Raw genomic sequence first — 15,276 nt, 5'->3', positions numbered from 1 at the left:
CGCCGGTTGAGTGAAGGGCATGTTAGAACCAGGGAAGAGAGCGATGAAAGGTTCAGATCACAGAATGGGAGAGAAGTTCAAAAAAATCCCCAAGCGACGCTTGGGGATTTTTGTATAAGAGACAGCCCTCAGGTGCCCTTACTTGACGATTGTCATCCTGCTCAGCGCGCTTCCGCCAGCAGGGTATGCGCTATGGTGCGCATCCCCAGGGTGTTGGCGCCCGGCGCCCACAGGCTGTCACCGTTCTCGCTGAAACAGGCGGCCAGATCGACGTGCAACCAACCCCGTCCTTCATTGCCGACGAAGCGGGAGAGGAAGCCCGCCGCGTTGGAAGCGCCGCCAGGGCCACCGCCCGGCACAGGGCGGCTGTTGGCCGTGTCGGCATAGTGAGACGGGCACTGCTGGCGGTGCCAGGGCTCGAGCGGCAGCGGCCAGGCGGGCTCCTGCTCGGCATCGGCGTAAGCCATGGCACGACTCACCAGTCCCTTGTCCAGTCCAAACAGGGCGTTGTAACGCCCTCCCAGCGCCATGACGGCGGCGCCCGTCAGGGTGGCTGCATCTATGATGAGCGACGCCCCGCTGTCGCTTGCCAGTTGCAGGCCGTCGGCCAGCACCAGACGTCCCTCGGCATCCGTGTTGACGATCTCGACCGTGGTGCCGTTCTTGTAGGTGAGGATGTCACCCAGCTTGTAGGCGTGGCCGGAGACCAGATTCTCGGCGCAACAGAGGATGAGCTTCACCCGCTTGTCGAGGCCGCGCAGTATGGCCAGCGCCAGGGCACCGGTCACTATGGCCGCCCCCCCCATGTCATGCTTCATGGTGAGCATGCCCTGGGAGGTTTTCATGGAGTAGCCACCGGAGTCGAAGGTGATGCCCTTGCCCACCAGGGCCGCCGCCACCGGGGCGTTGCGATCCCCGGTCGGGTTGTAGTCCAGCTCCAGCAGCACGGGCTCGCGATCGCTGCCACGGCCAACCTGATAAAGACCGACCCACCCTGCCTGTTGCAACGCCTCTCCTTTCAGGATGCGATGACTGATCCTGTCCGGCGTCAGTTCGGTGATGAAGGCTGCCGCCTCCACCGCCAGCTCCAGCGGCCCCAGTTGCTCCGGGGTGGCATTGGTCATCTCGCGGACCCAGCGTCCGCACAGCCAGCGTGCCTCCAGCTCCTCCCTGTCCTCTTCGGACGAGGTGGCCCACTGCAGCTCGACTTCGGCCTTGGGGGTCTGCAGTCCCTGGGCGAAGGCCCACTGCTGCTCGCGCTCCCAATGACCGGCCAGGGCCATTTTCTGGATCCCCTGGCTGCACAGGCGACGCGCTGCCTGCTGAATATCGATCAGCGGCGTAGCGGTCACCAGATGGATCACCATGCCATCGGCACGGTGAGAGAGCAGCGCCCCCTCCCCCCACTCGGCGGGAGCAAACTCTCGGCTCAACCAGACGTTCATGCGCCCACCTCCTGCAACCAGCGAGCAATCGTGCGCAGACCGTGGCCCTTGGCACCGGTTGCCCAGAGATCATTGCCTGATTTTTGATAAGAAGCCGCCAGATCCAGGTGCACCCAGCCCTTGCCCTCGTTACGCACGAAACGGGACAAGAAAGCAGCCGCCGTGGTGGCACCGGCCGTGCCCTCGGCAGAGGCCACGTTGCCCAACTCGGCAAAGGCAGAGGTGAGCTGGCCCACGTGCCAGGGTTCGAGTGGCAGGGCCCAGGCCTTCTCATGTTCGGCTTTGGCGGCTGCCAGTGCCCGTTGCTGCTCGACTTCATCGAGGGCAAACACGGCGTTGTAGTCGCGACCCAGCGCAGTCTTGGCGGCGCCGGTCAGGGTAGCGGCGTCGAGGATGTAGGCTGCCCCGCTTTCGCTGGCGGCCAGCAGGCCATCGGCCAGCACCAGACGGCCTTCCGCGTCGGTGTTCTGGATCTCGACCGAGATGCCGTTGCGATAGGTGAGGATGTCACCGAGCTTGAAGGCGTGGCCGGAGACCAGGTTCTCGGCGCAGCAGAGGATCAGCTTGACCCGTTTGTCGAGGCCGCGGCTGATGGCCAGCGCCAGCGCGCCAGTCACCATGGCGGCGCCACCCATGTCGGATTTCATCGGCAGCATGTTGTCGGAGGACTTCATGGAGTAGCCACCGGAATCGAAGGTGATCCCCTTGCCCACCAAGGCGGCCACCACGGGAGCGTTGGCATCCCCGGTCGGGTTGTAGTCGAGCTCCAGCAGCACGGGCTCTCGCTCGCTGCCACGACCTACCGACCAGATGCCGATATGGCCGGCCTCACGCAACGCCTCGCCGGCTGTGATACGGGCAGTGACCTGATCCCCACCCAGACCACGGATCAGCAGCAAGGCTGATTCCGCCAGGCTCATGGGATAAATGGCTTCCGGGCAACCGTTGGTCACCTCACGCACCCAGCGAGTCGCCTTGATCAGCGCATCCAGCTCGAGGGCATCGGACTCACTCTGTGGGCCAAAGTCCAGCTCACGCGTCCCCTTGGCGGCGTAGAAGCCCTGGGCGAAAGCGTAACGGCGTTCCAGATCCCATTCATCACCGGCCAGCTTCACCCGCTTGATACCGCTGGACTCGAGACGGCGGGCCGCACGCTGTATGGTGCGCAAGGTGTCATCTTCCTGGGCGATAGCGCCCAGATGAATGCGGGCCTCGTCACCGTTGAAACTGAGCTGGGCACCTTCGCCCCACTGGGCGGCGGCGGCCTGGAGGGACAAGCGTACGTTCATCATGTCAGCCATGTTCTCTTGCTTCCTTTTTATTGGCACTTTCATTAATCAATAGGGAAATAACGAGCACAAAAAAGGCCGTTCCCCTCAAGGGTCACGGCCTTCACCATATCATTACTGCACCATGGGATGCTGCACGCTCAATTCACTCATGTGTAATTAAGGTGCCATCAATGGCGTTCTGAAGCGAGGTTGATGGTGTACTTGGGCAGCTCCACCACCAGATCCTCGTCTGCCAGTCTGGCCTGGCAACTGAGACGGGATTCCGGCTCCAGTCCCCATGCCTTGTCCAGCATGTCATCTTCCAGCTCATCGCTCGGCTCGAGGGAGTCGAACCCTTCTCGCACCACGCAATGACAGGTGGTGCAGGCGCAGGACTTCTCGCAAGCATGCTCGATCTCGATGCCATTGCGCAGCGCCACATCCAGGATGGTCTCGCCACTCTTGCCTTCGAGCGCGGCACCGTCCGGACAGAGCTCGGGATGGGGCAGAATAATCAGTTTTGGCATATTACACCTTGTTGACGTTTTGTCCGGTCAGCACCTTGCGGATGGAGGCGTCCATCCGGCGGGCTGCAAATTCACCACTGACAGCGTCCGCCGCCTCGATGGCATCTTTGATTTGATTGGTTGTCCCTGCGGCGCGCACGGACAGCAAATGGGTGATCGCACTGTCGATGGCAGCGCGCTCGGCGGTGCTCAGCAGCGCATCGCCATCGGCGGCCAGGGCAGCATTGAGGCTTTCGACCACTCGGTCGGCCTCCACCTGCTGCTCTGCCAGCATGCGGGCATCCATGTCTTGCTGGGCGTTGGCGATGGAGGCGCTCAGCATGGTGAGTATGTCCTCCTCCCCCAGCCCGTAGGAAGGCTTGACCTGGATCTCGGCCTGCACGCCGGAGGATTTCTCCATGGCACTGACCGATAGCAGACCATCCGCATCCACCTGGAAGGTGACGCGAATGTGGGCGGCACCCGCCGCCATGGGGGGGATCCCGGTGAGGGTGAAACGGGCCAGGGAACGGCAATCGGCTACCAGCTCACGCTCCCCTTGCACCACGTGGATTGCCATCGCGGTCTGGCCATCCTTGAAGGTGGTGAACTCCTGGGCGCGGGCCACAGGAATCGTGGTATTGCGCGGTATCACCTTCTCGGCGAGGCCACCCATGGTCTCAAGGCCAAGGGAGAGCGGGATCACGTCCAGCAGCAGCATCTCGGCATCAGGCTTGTTGCCCACCAGGATATCGGCCTGGATGGCGGCGCCAATGGCGACTACCTTGTCCGGGTCGATACTGGTCAGCGGCGTGCGCTGGAAGAATTCCCCCACTCGCTCGCGTACCAGCGGCACCCGGGTAGAGCCACCGACCATCACCACCTCCAGCACTTCCACCTGCTCCAGCCCCGCATCACGCAGGGCGCGGCGACAGGCCAGCAAGGTACGCTTGACCAGCGGAGTGATGAGTTCCTCAAACAGGTGACGGCTCACCTCCCCCTGCCAACCGGCAAAGGCACAGGGCACCAGATCGGCATCGGTCAGGCCGTGTTTGACGGCGGCGGCCACATCCAGCAATTCGCGCTGGGTGCTGGCATCGAGCTGACCTTCAAGGCCGGCTTGTGCCTTGATCCAGTCCGCCAGCAGGTGATCGAAATCATCGCCCCCCAGCGCCGAGTCACCGCCAGTGGCCATCACCTCGAACACACCGCGATGCAGACGAAGGATGGAGATATCAAAGGTCCCGCCGCCGAGATCATACACTGCTATCACCCCTTCCTGACCAGAGTCGAGGCCGTAGGCAATCGCGGCGGCAGTGGGTTCGTTGAGCAGGCGCAGTACGTGCAGACCGGCCAGACGGGCCGCGTCCTTGGTACCCTGACGCTGGGCATCATCAAAATAGGCGGGCACGGTAATGACAACGCCATCCAGCTCGCCACCCAGTGCGGCGGCACCACGCTCTGCCAGTTTCTTCAGAATTTCGGCTGAAACCTGTACCGGGTTGACCAGCCCCTGACAGGTCTGCAGCTGGGGCATGCCGTTATCGGCGGCCACAAACTGGTAAGGCTGCTGGCGAGTATCAATGTCGGCCAAGGCCTTGCCCATCATCCGCTTGGCGGAGACGATGGTGTTGTGAGGATCGAGTGAGGCTTCTCGCTTGGCGTCAAAGCCGACACGGATAGCATCAACCTGATAGTGCACCACTGAGGGCAGCAGATCCCGCCCCTGCTCATCGCAGAGGGTATCGGCGTGGCCGCTGCGCACTGCCGCGACCAGAGAATTGGTGGTGCCAAGATCGATGCCAACGGCACGTTTATGCTGATGAGGTGCGGCGCTCTGGCCGGGCTCGGCGATTTGCAGTAATGCCATGGGTAATCAAAATTCCAGCGTTAAAGGATCAAGACTCGAACAGTGAGTCTTCGAATCGTTCCAGCTCTTCGAGGAGCTTGTCGACAAACTTGAGTTTGCGGACGCAATCAGCCGCGATCAGATCATCGCCAGCGGCAAGCGTCAGTGTCAGCTGTTGTATCAACAGCTGGTGATCATGCCCTATTTCCTGGCGAAAATCCTTGATGGCACCCTCAGGGTCGGCTTCCCCTTTCAAGTCGGCAAGGCGCTCACGCCACTCAAGTTGTTGCATCAGGAAGCTGGTGTCTTGCAGGGTTTGCTGCTCGCCACGAATATCGGTGCCTCGCAGGGAGAGCAGATACTCGGCTCGGCGCAGGGGCGTCTTGAGGGTGGTGTAGGCATCGTTGATCTGGGCGGCTCGTTGCACTGCAACCAGTTGTTCCCGCTCGGGCGCCGTGGCAAAACGATCGGGGTGGAACTGGGTTTGCAACTGACGGTAGGTATCCGCCAGCTGACGGGTATCGAGCTCGAAGCCTTCAACCAGCCCAAACAGCTCGAAATGATTCATGCAAACCTCTTAGACACAGACGTTTTCACCGCCACCAAACTCGTCAAAAATGCTGAGCAGGGTGTTGTTGAACTGGTCGTGTTCGACCAGTTCAACCGGCAGGACATCATGTATGTCAAACCTGTCAGACACTGAAACTTTCGCCGCAACCACACTCGCCCTTGGCGTTGGGGTTATTGAACTGGAAGCCCTCATTGAGGCCTTCCTTGACGAAGTCCAGTTCGGTGCCATCCAGATGGATCAGGCTCTTGGCATCGACGATGATTCTGACACCGTTCTGCTCAAACACCTGATCTTCATCCGCCAGCTCATCGACAAACTCGAGCACATAGGCAAGACCCGAACAGCCGGTGGTCTTGACGCCGAGGCGAAGGCCTATGCCCTTGCCCCGGTTGGTCAGAAAAGAGGAAACCCGTGCCGCTGCGGCATCTGTCATGGTAATGGCCATACTGCTCTCCTGACCTTAGAGACCTTTCTTCTGCTTGTAATCGGCGATGGCGGCCTTGATGGCATCCTCAGCCAGAATGGAGCAGTGGATCTTCACCGGTGGCAGGGCCAGCTCTTCGGCGATGTCAGTGTTCTTGATGCCGGCGGCTTCGTCAAGGGTCTTGCCCTTGACCCACTCGGTCACCAGGGAGCTGGAGGCAATGGCGGAACCACAGCCGTAGGTCTTGAACTTGGCGTCTTCGATGATGCCGTCGTCGCTGATCTTCAGTTGCAGCTTCATCACGTCGCCACACGCCGGAGCACCGACCATACCGGTCGCTATGTTGGGATCGTTCTTGTCGAAGCCACCTACGTTGCGGGGATTCTCGTAGTGGTCGATTACTTTTTCACTGTAAGCCATATCTAACTCCTGCTAATTCCGTTGATCACTGATCCGATGGATCAGTGATGAGCCCATTCGACCGTGTTCAGATCGACGCCGTCTTTGTACATCTCCCACAGGGGAGACATCTCGCGCAGACGACCGATGGAGTCACGGATAAGCTTGATTGCGTAATCAATCTCTTCTTCTGTGGTAAAGCGACCCAGGCTGAAACGGATGGAGCTGTGCGCCAGCTCGTCGTTCAGGCCCAGCGCGCGCAGCACATAGGAGGGCTCCAGGCTGGCCGAGGTACAGGCAGAACCGGAAGAGACCGCCAGATCTTTCAGCGCCATGATCAGGGATTCCCCTTCCACATAGGCGAAGCTGACGTTGAGGTTGCCCGGCACACGCTGTTCCAGGTCACCGTTGATGTAGACGGCTTCAATATCCTTGATGCCATCCCACAGACGCTGACGCAGGGCCATGATGTGCTGGCCTTCGCTCGCCATCTCTTCTTTGGCGATACGGAAAGCTTCACCCATGCCAACGATCTGGTGAGTCGGCAGTGTGCCTGAACGCATGCCACGTTCGTGGCCACCACCGTGCATCTGGGCTTCCAGACGAACGCGGGGCTTGCGACGCACAAACAGGGCACCGATCCCTTTCGGGCCGTATACCTTGTGCGCAGAAACAGAGAGCAGGTCAACTTTCAGCGCTTCCACATCCACCGGGATCTTGCCCACGCTCTGGACTGCGTCCACGTGCAGCAGGATCTTGCGGGAGCGGCACAGCTCGCCGATGGCGGCAATGTTTTGCACCACGCCAATCTCGTTGTTGACGTGCATGATGCTCACCAAAATGGTGTCATCGCGCAGGGCGCCTTCGATCTGCTCCAAGGTGAACAGGCCGTTCGGCATCGGCTCGAGGTAAGTCACCTCATAGCCTTCACGCTCCAGCTGGCGGCAAGTATCGAGTACTGCCTTGTGCTCTGTCTTGGAGGTGATGATGTGCTTGCCCTTGCCAGCATAAAAGTGGGCAACGCCCTTGATGGCGAGGTTGTTGGATTCGGTCGCGCCGGAGGTAAAGACGATCTCGCGCGGGTCTGCACCGATCAGCTCTGCCACTTGATTACGGGCCAGGTCTACCGCCTCTTCGGCTTGCCAGCCAAAGCGGTGGGAACGGGAAGCTGGATTGCCGAACAGGCCATCCATGGTGAGACACTGCATCATTTTTTCTGCGACACGCGGGTCCACCGGACAGGTTGCCGAATAATCAAGGTAAATAGGCAGTTTCATGTTTTTCTCCGTTACAGCCAGGGTCACACATCGACCGGCCGTGGAAAGCACGTTTGTTTATAGTTGGACTTTCAAGCTCACATCGCCGTGTTCTACCCGATCAACCAGGGACAACACGGTTTTCATTTGTTCATCTTGCTTGCCGGCAATCCGGCGCACGTCCGCTTGAGCCACCAGCTCAGCCAGGGTGATATCCCCCAGGAAACTGGAAATACGCTCGCTGAGATCACGCCACAGGGAGTGAGTGAGGCACTGGGTACCGCCGTGGCAGCCGCCTTTGCCGAGACACTTGGTGGCATCAACCGACTCGTCGACTGCAGTGATCACCTGACCGACAGAGATAGCATCAGGGGCCAGACCGAGGCGATAACCACCGCCCGGACCACGCACACTGCTCACCAGACCATGCTTGCGCAGGCGGGCAAACAGTTGCTCTAGATAGGACAAGGAGATGCCCTGGCGCTCCGAAATATCAGCCAGGGGCACGGGCCCCTGCTCTGCATGCAACGCCACGTCGAGCATGGCAGTCACAGCGTAACGTCCTTTTGAGGTCAGTCTCATATGCCTTACCGTCTTGCGAACCAATCAATATGGGCACATGGTCACATACCCGACTAAAACAGTCAAGTATATGGTTGAGTAATACAGTCGGGTTTAATCCTGCGGCTTTGGCTTCTGGACCGAGGTCAGAATGCCGCGCAAAATATTGAGTTCTATCGCTTCCGGACGGGCCCGATTGAACAGGCGGCGCAGCTTGCTCATCACCTGACCCGGGTGGTCGTCGGCAATGAAGCCTGTTTTGAGCAGAGTCTGCTCCAGATGCTGATAAAAGCCTTCCAGCTGATGGGCGCTGGGATAATCCGCCTCGCTCTCCACCTCGGGAGCCTGAGCCTTCAGCCAGCACATCCGCACTTCATAGCAGATAGTCTGTACCGCCATGGCCAGATTGAGAGAGCTGTATTCCGGATTGGCCGGAATGGCCACATGGTAGTGGCATTTCTGCAACTCGTCGTTGGTCAGGCCGGTACGTTCACGGCCAAACACCAGGGCAACCGGGTGCTGCATCCCCTCCCCCACGGCTTTTTCCCCTGCTTCACGGGGATCCAGCATGGGCCAGCTCAGGGTGCGGGAACGGGCACTGGTGCCGATGACCAGACCGCAGTCAGCAATGGCTTCATCCAGTGTCGATACGATACGGGCATTGGCGAGCACGTCACTGGCACCTGCAGCCAGCGCATGAGCGCCGTCATCAGGCAAGGCTTGCGGATCAACCAACACCAATTGGGTCAGCCCCATGGTCTTCATGGCTCGCGCCGCGGATCCCATGTTGCCTGTGTGAGAGGTGTTTACCAAAACGATACGAATCTGATCCAACATGCCCAGTCAATCTTCAGTCAAAAATGGCGCGCAATTGTAACATAGCCAATCGCTATTTTGGCACCGTAAATGGCGTCCCATTTCACAACAAAACCGTCATTTTGTAGAACAAAGCATCATTAGCCAACCGGGGAGGCTGGCTAAACTTGGAGGATGGAGAAGGAAACGAGTGGAGGCGACATGTACCCACATTGGCTTTATGAGAGGTTGCCTGCCTGCTATCTGTTGACGGCAGTCGGCATGATCATGCTCACCGACTCCCCTTTGCTCTGGCTGGCAGGTGCCCTGCTGTTTGTGGCCGGTGCGGCGAGCTGGATGATGCGCTCCAGCTATCGGCGTACCGACCTGGTCATCTTTCCGACCAAGCGCTGGTTCCAGCCGGAATGGCTCTACGAGGCCCAGCCCTTTATCTGGCTGGCGCTGGGGTTGCTGCTCTCTCACCTCCCCGATGCCATGGCCCTGATGGCCTTGCTTCCTTGTGCCTGGGCATGCCGCTGCCTGTGGGTTCGCAGTCACTACCGCCACCATGCCGCTGGCCTGGCTTCACACTTGAGACGGGATCCCGCCCGTCGGCGCAGGGTGCGACTCCTGCGCTGACAGGGTGCGCGCACCTTCGATAAAGATGGCGAGATCCATCAAGGAATAGCGCATCAGGCTCGGCAAACCGTCCAGATCCAGGCTGTCCATCAGGTTCTTCACCTCCAGTCCCAGCTCGGTATCTCCCTCAATCTTCAGCTTGCGCTGAAAGAAAAGGGAATCGGGGTCCTCTTTGCGACCAGCGATCAGGATGAGGTCGTTGGTGGTACCGCTGAAACAGACATCCGCACGATCGCAATGGCGTGCCACCACCAGCTTTCCATCCTGTTCGCTGATAAACCAGCAAAGCTCGAGATCCGATACCTCGACTTTCAGCCATTTCCCAGCCAGAAACGCGAAGTCACCATCCTGGATGGCCTCCTTGAACACCCGCGCCAGCAGGCGCTCCATCAGGTTCTGCTGCAGAGTAAAAGGCACCAGTTTGAGGGGATGACGCAAAAAGCGGGGGGCCTGTTCGACCAGACGACGTTGCAGTTGTTGAAACACGATGAACTCCCAAGTTTTTACGCATTCAAGCACAGGGTTGCACTCTGGATCCTGTTGGAAATCAAACTTGTGCCGACTTACCTCAAGAAGGGTAAAGCCACACAAAGCTGCCTCAGGTCAAAAAGTGGGAAGGCATCGATGAATACAATCGGGCCACTTTTGCATTTTTCCCCTCTCGGAGCGTACCCGATGGAATTACTCTGTCCGGCAGGCAGCTTGCCGGCACTGAAAACAGCCGTGGATAACGGGGCCGATGCGGTTTATATCGGCTTCAAGGATGACACCAATGCCCGCCACTTTGCCGGTCTCAACTTCACCGACAGCAAGCTGGAAAAGGCGGTGGACTACGTGCATCAACATGGCCGCCAGCTGCACATCGCCATCAATACCTTCGCCCACCCGGGCTCCGATACCAGATGGAAACAGGCAGTAGACAGGGGGGTTGCCCTGGGTGCAGATGCACTGATCATCGCCGATCTCGCCGTGCTCGATTACGCCAGCCGCCATTATCCTGACATGGAGCTGCACGTTTCTGTGCAAGCCAGTGCCACCAACGCCGCCGCCATTCGCTTCTATCAGCAGCATTTCAACGTCGGCCGGGTGGTCTTGCCACGGGTACTCTCCATGCACCAGGTCCGGCAGCTGGCCCGCGAGACCGACGTCGGCCTGGAAGTGTTCGCCTTCGGCAGCCTCTGCATCATGGCGGAGGGCCGCTGCTACCTATCCTCCTACATGACAGGGGAGAGCCCCAACACGGTCGGTGCCTGCTCACCGGCCAAGTTTGTGCGCTGGGAGGAGACGCCGGCGGGCCTCGAGTCCCGCCTCAACGAGGTGCTGATCGACCGTTATGGTCCGGGTGAAAACGCCGGTTATCCGACCCTATGCAAGGGGCGCTTCGAGGTGGATGGCCAGACCTATCACGCACTGGAGGAGCCGACCAGCCTCAACACCCTTGGCCTCTTGCCCGAGCTGTTCCAGACCGGCATCCAGTCAGTCAAAATTGAAGGGCGCCAGCGCAGCCCCGCCTATGTGGAGCAGGTTACCCGGGTCTGGCGCGCAGCCATCGACGCCTATCAGGCCAATCCCGAGGCCTATCAGGTCAAAGCCGAGTGGGATGCCCAGCTCGCACGCGTCTCTGAAGGGAGCCAGACTACCCTGGGCGCCTATCACCGTCAGTGGCAATAAGGAGGCCCGATGCCATTTCGTCCCGAAACAACCGATGCTGCCTTCAGCCCCTTCAGTCGCCACAAGGAGCACAACTAATGCAATTTTCTCTCGGGCCCCTGCTCTTCTACTGGCCCAAGGCCGACACCCAGGCCTTCTACCAAGCCGCTGCCAACAGTCAGGCAGATATCATCTATCTGGGAGAAACCGTCTGCAGCAAACGCCGCGAGCTGAAAGCAGATGACTGGATTGCCCTCGCCCGCCAGGTGGCCAGCACCGGCAAGCAAGTGGTGCTCTCGACCCTGGCCCTCATCTCTGCCCCCTCCGAACTCAAGGAGGTGAAGCGGCTGGTCGACAACGGTGACCTGCTGGTCGAAGCCAACGATCTCGGCACTGTTCAACTCGCCAGCGAGGCCGGGCTCCCGTTTGTCTGTGGCCCCGCCATCAACGCCTACAATGCTGATGTGCTGCGCATGCTGCTCAAACAGGGGATGACACGCTGGGTGATGCCGGTGGAGCTCTCCCGCGACTGGCTGGTTCAGCTCTGTCAGGATCTGGGCGCTGCCCGCCAGCAGTTTGAAGTGGAGGTGTTTGCCTACGGCCATCTGCCGCTCGCCTATTCGGCGCGCTGCTTTACCGCCCGCTCCCTCGACAAGCCCAAAGACAACTGCGAGCTCGCCTGCATCCATTACCCCACAGGCCGGCTGGCCAGCAGCCGCGAAGGGCAGAAGGTGTTCAATCTCAACGGCATCCAGACCCAGTCCGGTTACTGTTACAACCTCGGCAACGAGCTTGGCGGTATGGCGGATCTGGTGGATGTGGTACGCCTCTCCCCGGAGGGACTGGACACCCTTGAGATGCTGGCTCGCTTCAAGGCCAACCAGCAGGGGCAGGCCCCTCTGCCCCTGCAACAGGAGCGGGACTGCAACGGTTACTGGCGCCAGATCCCTGGCATGAGTCTGGTGGAATGACACAGCACCAGTGCCGGACCTGAGCGCGGCGGCCATGGCTGCTGGTGTCAAATATCCCCGGCATAAGTCCTGGTGGAATGACACAGCACCAATGCCGGACCTGAGCGCGGCGGCCACGGCTGCTGGTGTCAAATATCCCCGGCATAAGCCCTGGTGGAATGACACAGCACCAATACCGGACCTGAGCGCGGCGGCCATGGCTGCTGGTGTCAAACATCACCGGCATAAGTCTTGGTGGAATGACACAGCACCAATGCCAGACCTGAGCGCGGCGGCCACGGCTGCTGGTGTCAAATATCCCCGGCATAAGTCCTGGTGGAATGACACAGCACCAATGCCAGACCTGAGCGCGGCGGCCACGGCTGCTGGTGTCAAATATCCCCGGCATGAGCTCTGATGGAATAACACCGTACCAATACCAGCACGCAGACAGCAAAAAGGCCTCATCAAGAGGCCTTTTTTACATCGCAGACACAGGCAAATCAGGATGTCTGTTTGCTGCTCTTGCCCTGTGAACTTTGGGCGCCCGGCGGCAAGGGTTTGCGCGCCATCAGCTCCAGCTCCAGCAGGGCGTATCTGTGCTCGATGAAGTCATACACGTTGTTGGCGAGCGCCAGCTTGAAGTAGCTGATGGCTTCCTTGCGGTTGCCCTTGGCCAGTTCAAACTTGCCCAGATAGAAGTAGGTTTCACACAGGCGCTCGGCGAGCTCCCGGTTATCCTTCACTCCTTTCACCACATTGCCCATCAACTGGGTGGCATTGAGCTCACCGGTATAGAGGCGAACCAGATCCCAGTTCCAGGCGTCGTCGTCATATTTGTTGAGACGCTCTCGCATCCTGCTCATGGCAGCCGGCGCATTGAGCTTCTGCTCAGCCAGATAGAGCCACATCACCCGATACGGGTCTTCCGGCTGCGCTTCATAGAAGCGTTTCATGTCGGCGGCGGCCAGCTCGGGGCGATTGCCGTAATAGAGTGCGATCCCGCGGTTGAGATAGGCATAGTCATAGTCGGGAGCCAGTTCGAGAGCGGAATCAAATGCCTCGTAGGCTTCGTCATAATTCTGCTGCTGCACCAGATAGACGCCGATGAAATTATAGGCCTCGGCAAAATCCGGTTTCTCCCGCAAGGCACGGTTGAAATCCAGCCTCGCCAGGGAGCGCAAGCCGACCCGATCAAACACCACGGCACGCTCATAAAACAGTTCGGCACGTTGCTCAGTGGTCAACTCCATCTCACCGAGCATCTGACCGAGTCGCGCCAACGCCAACTCGCTCTGGTAAGAGACCTGCAGGGGGGTCGCCAATACCAGTGAAGCGGGTTGCGGCTTGGGAACTTGAGGCACTTTAACCTGACTGCTACTGCTGCAACCCCACATGGGGAGCAACAACAGGACACCAAGGAGGTATCCAATCCCTTTCCTGACGTTCAATGAACACTCCGACGCTTACGCTTGACCCCGCATATGGTAAAGGTCAACCGCCACTTTGTCATGTGGCGGTTCCCCTCTCCCTCAAATAAATCAGGATTCGACAGGGTATCCGGCCTCACACCAGCCCCGAAAACCGCCATCGACACTGACAACCCGGCTATAACCCATTTTTTGCAGATTTTCCGCCACCAGGATGGAGCGGAAACCCCCACCACAATAGAGATAGAGTTCAGTCTGCGGATCCGGATAGCGGGTCTCGATGTCGCGTTCAATCACGCCGCGACCAAGGTAGGCCGCCCCTGGCAGGTGACCTCTGGCCCACTCGCTCTCTTCCCGCACGTCGATCAGGTGAAAAGCACGCCCCTCATCCTGCCAACGTTTGATCTGGTGCACGTCAGTCTCTTGCACCTGAGGACGAATGGCCTCGACCAGGGCCAGAAAACGGGGATTGTGTTGCATGGCTTGCTCCTTGCCTTAGGTAATGGAAGATGGGTCATCGGGGAGCATAATGACTCACCCGCCCCATAAGAGAAAGGGCGCCTCACGGCGCCCTTGTCGATTACGGCAGGATCTCTTGCTGATCCGCGCCCTCTTTTTCCACCAGGGTCGGCAGCATGTGCTCCCGCTTGACCCCGAGGAACATGGCGAAGGCACTCGCCACATAGATGGAGGAGTAGGTACCGAAAGCAACACCTATCACCATGGCCACCGCAAATCCGTGGATCAGGGCACCGCCCTTGAGCAGCAGTGCCAACACCACCACGAAGGTCAGACCCGAGGTAATGATGGTCCGACTCAGGGTCTCGGTCATGGAGAGATCCAGGATGTACTCGGTATCCCCCTTGCGCACCTTGCGAAAATTCTCCCGCAGCCGGTCGAACACCACTATGGTGTCATTCAAGGAGTAACCCACCAGGGTCATCAGCGCCGCCAGCACGGTCAAGTCGAACTCGTACTGGAAGTAGGCAAACACGCCCAGGGTGATGACAACGTCGTGCACCAGAGAAACAATCCCCCCCAACGCCAGACGCCACTCGAAGCGCACCGCCACATACGCCATGATGCAGAGGATGGAGGCGAGCATGGCCAAGGCGCCATCGGTGGCCAGTTCATCACCCACTGAGGGGCCGACGAACTCGACACGCTTGAGCACGGCATCAGGATCGATCTGCCTGGCTGCCGCCAGCACTTCGTTGCCCTGCTGTTCCACCTTGACCCCCTCTTCTGGGGTCATGCGCACCAGCACATCGCGGCTGGAGCCGAAGTGTTGCAGGGTCGCCCCTTCAATCTTTTGCTCATCCAGCACCTCGTGGATCTTGTCCAGGCTCACCGACTGCTGGAATCCCACCTCTATGGTGGTACCGCCGGTAAAGTCCAGACCCCAGTTCAGGCCCCGATCGAACAGGAAGAACAGGGAGATCACCATCAGCAGGGTAGAGAAGACCACACCCGGCTTGGCATAGCGCATAAACGGGATAGGTTTTTCAAAATGTAGAATCTGAAACATGT

General features: G+C 59.5%; 18 protein-coding genes. 3 read left to right on the top strand and 15 right to left on the bottom strand.

The annotated features are described in order from the left end of the window. Positions 1-161 precede the first annotated feature (161 nt). The 11 genes from pepB (GWQ29_RS09790) to trmJ all read right to left on the bottom strand — a co-directional run bounded on the left by pepB (GWQ29_RS09790) (position 162) and on the right by trmJ (position 9,119). Positions 162-1,445, bottom strand: coding sequence for an aminopeptidase PepB (gene pepB, locus GWQ29_RS09790; protein ID WP_275919316.1), 1,284 nt, complete (start codon positions 1,443-1,445; stop codon positions 162-164). Then, positions 1,442-2,746 (bottom strand): aminopeptidase PepB, encoded by a 1,305-nt coding sequence (gene pepB / locus GWQ29_RS09785; RefSeq protein WP_275919315.1) that lies wholly within the window; start codon positions 2,744-2,746, stop codon positions 1,442-1,444. The genes pepB (GWQ29_RS09790) and pepB (GWQ29_RS09785) overlap by 4 nt, the downstream gene beginning before the upstream one ends. A 158-nt stretch (positions 2,747-2,904) precedes the next feature. After that, a complete protein-coding gene (gene fdx / locus GWQ29_RS09780; RefSeq protein ID WP_005310414.1) occupies positions 2,905-3,243 on the bottom strand; it encodes an ISC system 2Fe-2S type ferredoxin in 339 nt (112 codons plus the stop codon). 1 nt (position 3,244) lies between these two features. After that, positions 3,245-5,092 (bottom strand): Fe-S protein assembly chaperone HscA, encoded by a 1,848-nt coding sequence (gene hscA, locus GWQ29_RS09775; RefSeq protein WP_265458152.1) that lies wholly within the window; start codon positions 5,090-5,092, stop codon positions 3,245-3,247. A 28-nt stretch (positions 5,093-5,120) separates the two neighbouring features. Then, positions 5,121-5,639 (bottom strand): co-chaperone HscB, encoded by a 519-nt coding sequence (hscB, locus tag GWQ29_RS09770; RefSeq protein WP_275919314.1) that lies wholly within the window; start codon positions 5,637-5,639, stop codon positions 5,121-5,123. A gap of 9 nt (positions 5,640-5,648) precedes the next feature. Continuing rightward, complete coding sequence (locus GWQ29_RS09765; protein WP_275919313.1) at positions 5,649-5,771, bottom strand: hypothetical protein; 123 nt, start codon at positions 5,769-5,771, stop codon at positions 5,649-5,651. Next, a complete protein-coding gene (gene iscA / locus GWQ29_RS09760) occupies positions 5,764-6,087 on the bottom strand; it encodes an iron-sulfur cluster assembly protein IscA (RefSeq protein WP_005310407.1) in 324 nt (107 codons plus the stop codon). Before iscA ends, GWQ29_RS09765 begins: the two co-directional genes overlap by 8 nt. Before the next feature lie 15 nt (positions 6,088-6,102). Then, positions 6,103-6,486 carry a Fe-S cluster assembly scaffold IscU gene (gene iscU / locus GWQ29_RS09755; protein ID WP_005310405.1) on the bottom strand — a complete coding sequence of 128 codons (384 nt, stop codon included), beginning with the start codon at positions 6,484-6,486 and terminating at the stop codon, positions 6,103-6,105. Between the two features lie 41 nt (positions 6,487-6,527). After that, positions 6,528-7,742, bottom strand: a complete 1,215-nt coding sequence (locus GWQ29_RS09750) for an IscS subfamily cysteine desulfurase (protein ID WP_059112288.1) — start codon at positions 7,740-7,742, stop codon at positions 6,528-6,530. 57 nt (positions 7,743-7,799) lie between these two features. After that, complete coding sequence (gene iscR / locus GWQ29_RS09745) at positions 7,800-8,303, bottom strand: Fe-S cluster assembly transcriptional regulator IscR (protein WP_275919312.1); 504 nt, start codon at positions 8,301-8,303, stop codon at positions 7,800-7,802. Between the two features lie 93 nt (positions 8,304-8,396). Further along, positions 8,397-9,119: a tRNA (cytosine(32)/uridine(32)-2'-O)-methyltransferase TrmJ gene (gene trmJ / locus GWQ29_RS09740; protein ID WP_169046332.1), complete on the bottom strand. Its 723-nt coding sequence runs from the start codon at positions 9,117-9,119 to the stop codon at positions 8,397-8,399. A gap of 180 nt (positions 9,120-9,299) precedes the next feature. On the opposite strand from trmJ, the gene GWQ29_RS09735 reads away from it, so the two are divergent. Next, the gene (locus GWQ29_RS09735) at positions 9,300-9,716 is read left to right on the top strand and encodes a hypothetical protein (protein ID WP_169046333.1); all 417 of its coding nucleotides are present in this window, start codon (positions 9,300-9,302) and stop codon (positions 9,714-9,716) included. Here GWQ29_RS09735 and GWQ29_RS09730 read toward each other — a convergent pair. Beyond that, entirely contained in the window at positions 9,663-10,202 is a 540-nt protein-coding gene (locus GWQ29_RS09730; protein WP_169046334.1) for an SCP2 sterol-binding domain-containing protein, read from the bottom strand. The genes GWQ29_RS09735 and GWQ29_RS09730 overlap by 54 nt on opposite strands. A 189-nt stretch (positions 10,203-10,391) precedes the next feature. Here GWQ29_RS09730 and GWQ29_RS09725 point away from each other — a divergent pair, with 189 nt between their 5' ends. Further along, on the top strand, positions 10,392-11,387 hold the full coding sequence (locus GWQ29_RS09725) for a peptidase U32 family protein (protein ID WP_275909351.1): 996 nt from the start codon (positions 10,392-10,394) through the stop codon (positions 11,385-11,387). A gap of 77 nt (positions 11,388-11,464) precedes the next feature. After that, complete coding sequence (locus tag GWQ29_RS09720; RefSeq protein WP_271771042.1) at positions 11,465-12,337, top strand: U32 family peptidase; 873 nt, start codon at positions 11,465-11,467, stop codon at positions 12,335-12,337. Positions 12,338-12,819: 482 nt separating this feature from the next. Here GWQ29_RS09720 and nlpI read toward each other — a convergent pair whose 3' ends face one another. The 3 genes from nlpI to secF all read right to left on the bottom strand — a co-directional run bounded on the left by nlpI (position 12,820) and on the right by secF (position 15,274). Then, a complete protein-coding gene (gene nlpI / locus GWQ29_RS09715) occupies positions 12,820-13,767 on the bottom strand; it encodes a lipoprotein NlpI (RefSeq protein ID WP_345893295.1) in 948 nt (315 codons plus the stop codon). 90 nt (positions 13,768-13,857) lie between these two features. Next, the gene (locus GWQ29_RS09710) at positions 13,858-14,226 is read right to left on the bottom strand and encodes a rhodanese-like domain-containing protein (protein ID WP_021139835.1); all 369 of its coding nucleotides are present in this window, start codon (positions 14,224-14,226) and stop codon (positions 13,858-13,860) included. Positions 14,227-14,326: 100 nt separating this feature from the next. Further along, on the bottom strand, positions 14,327-15,274 hold the full coding sequence (gene secF / locus GWQ29_RS09705) for a protein translocase subunit SecF (RefSeq protein WP_111589383.1): 948 nt from the start codon (positions 15,272-15,274) through the stop codon (positions 14,327-14,329). Positions 15,275-15,276: the final 2 nt, after the last annotated feature.

This window comes from Aeromonas sp. 2HA2 (genome assembly GCF_029237345.1).
In the GTDB taxonomy this organism is placed as follows: Bacteria; Pseudomonadota; Gammaproteobacteria; order Enterobacterales; family Aeromonadaceae; genus Aeromonas; species Aeromonas salmonicida.
Note: the sequence above shows the minus strand (reverse complement) of the source record. Positions and strands in the feature narration are given on the sequence as shown.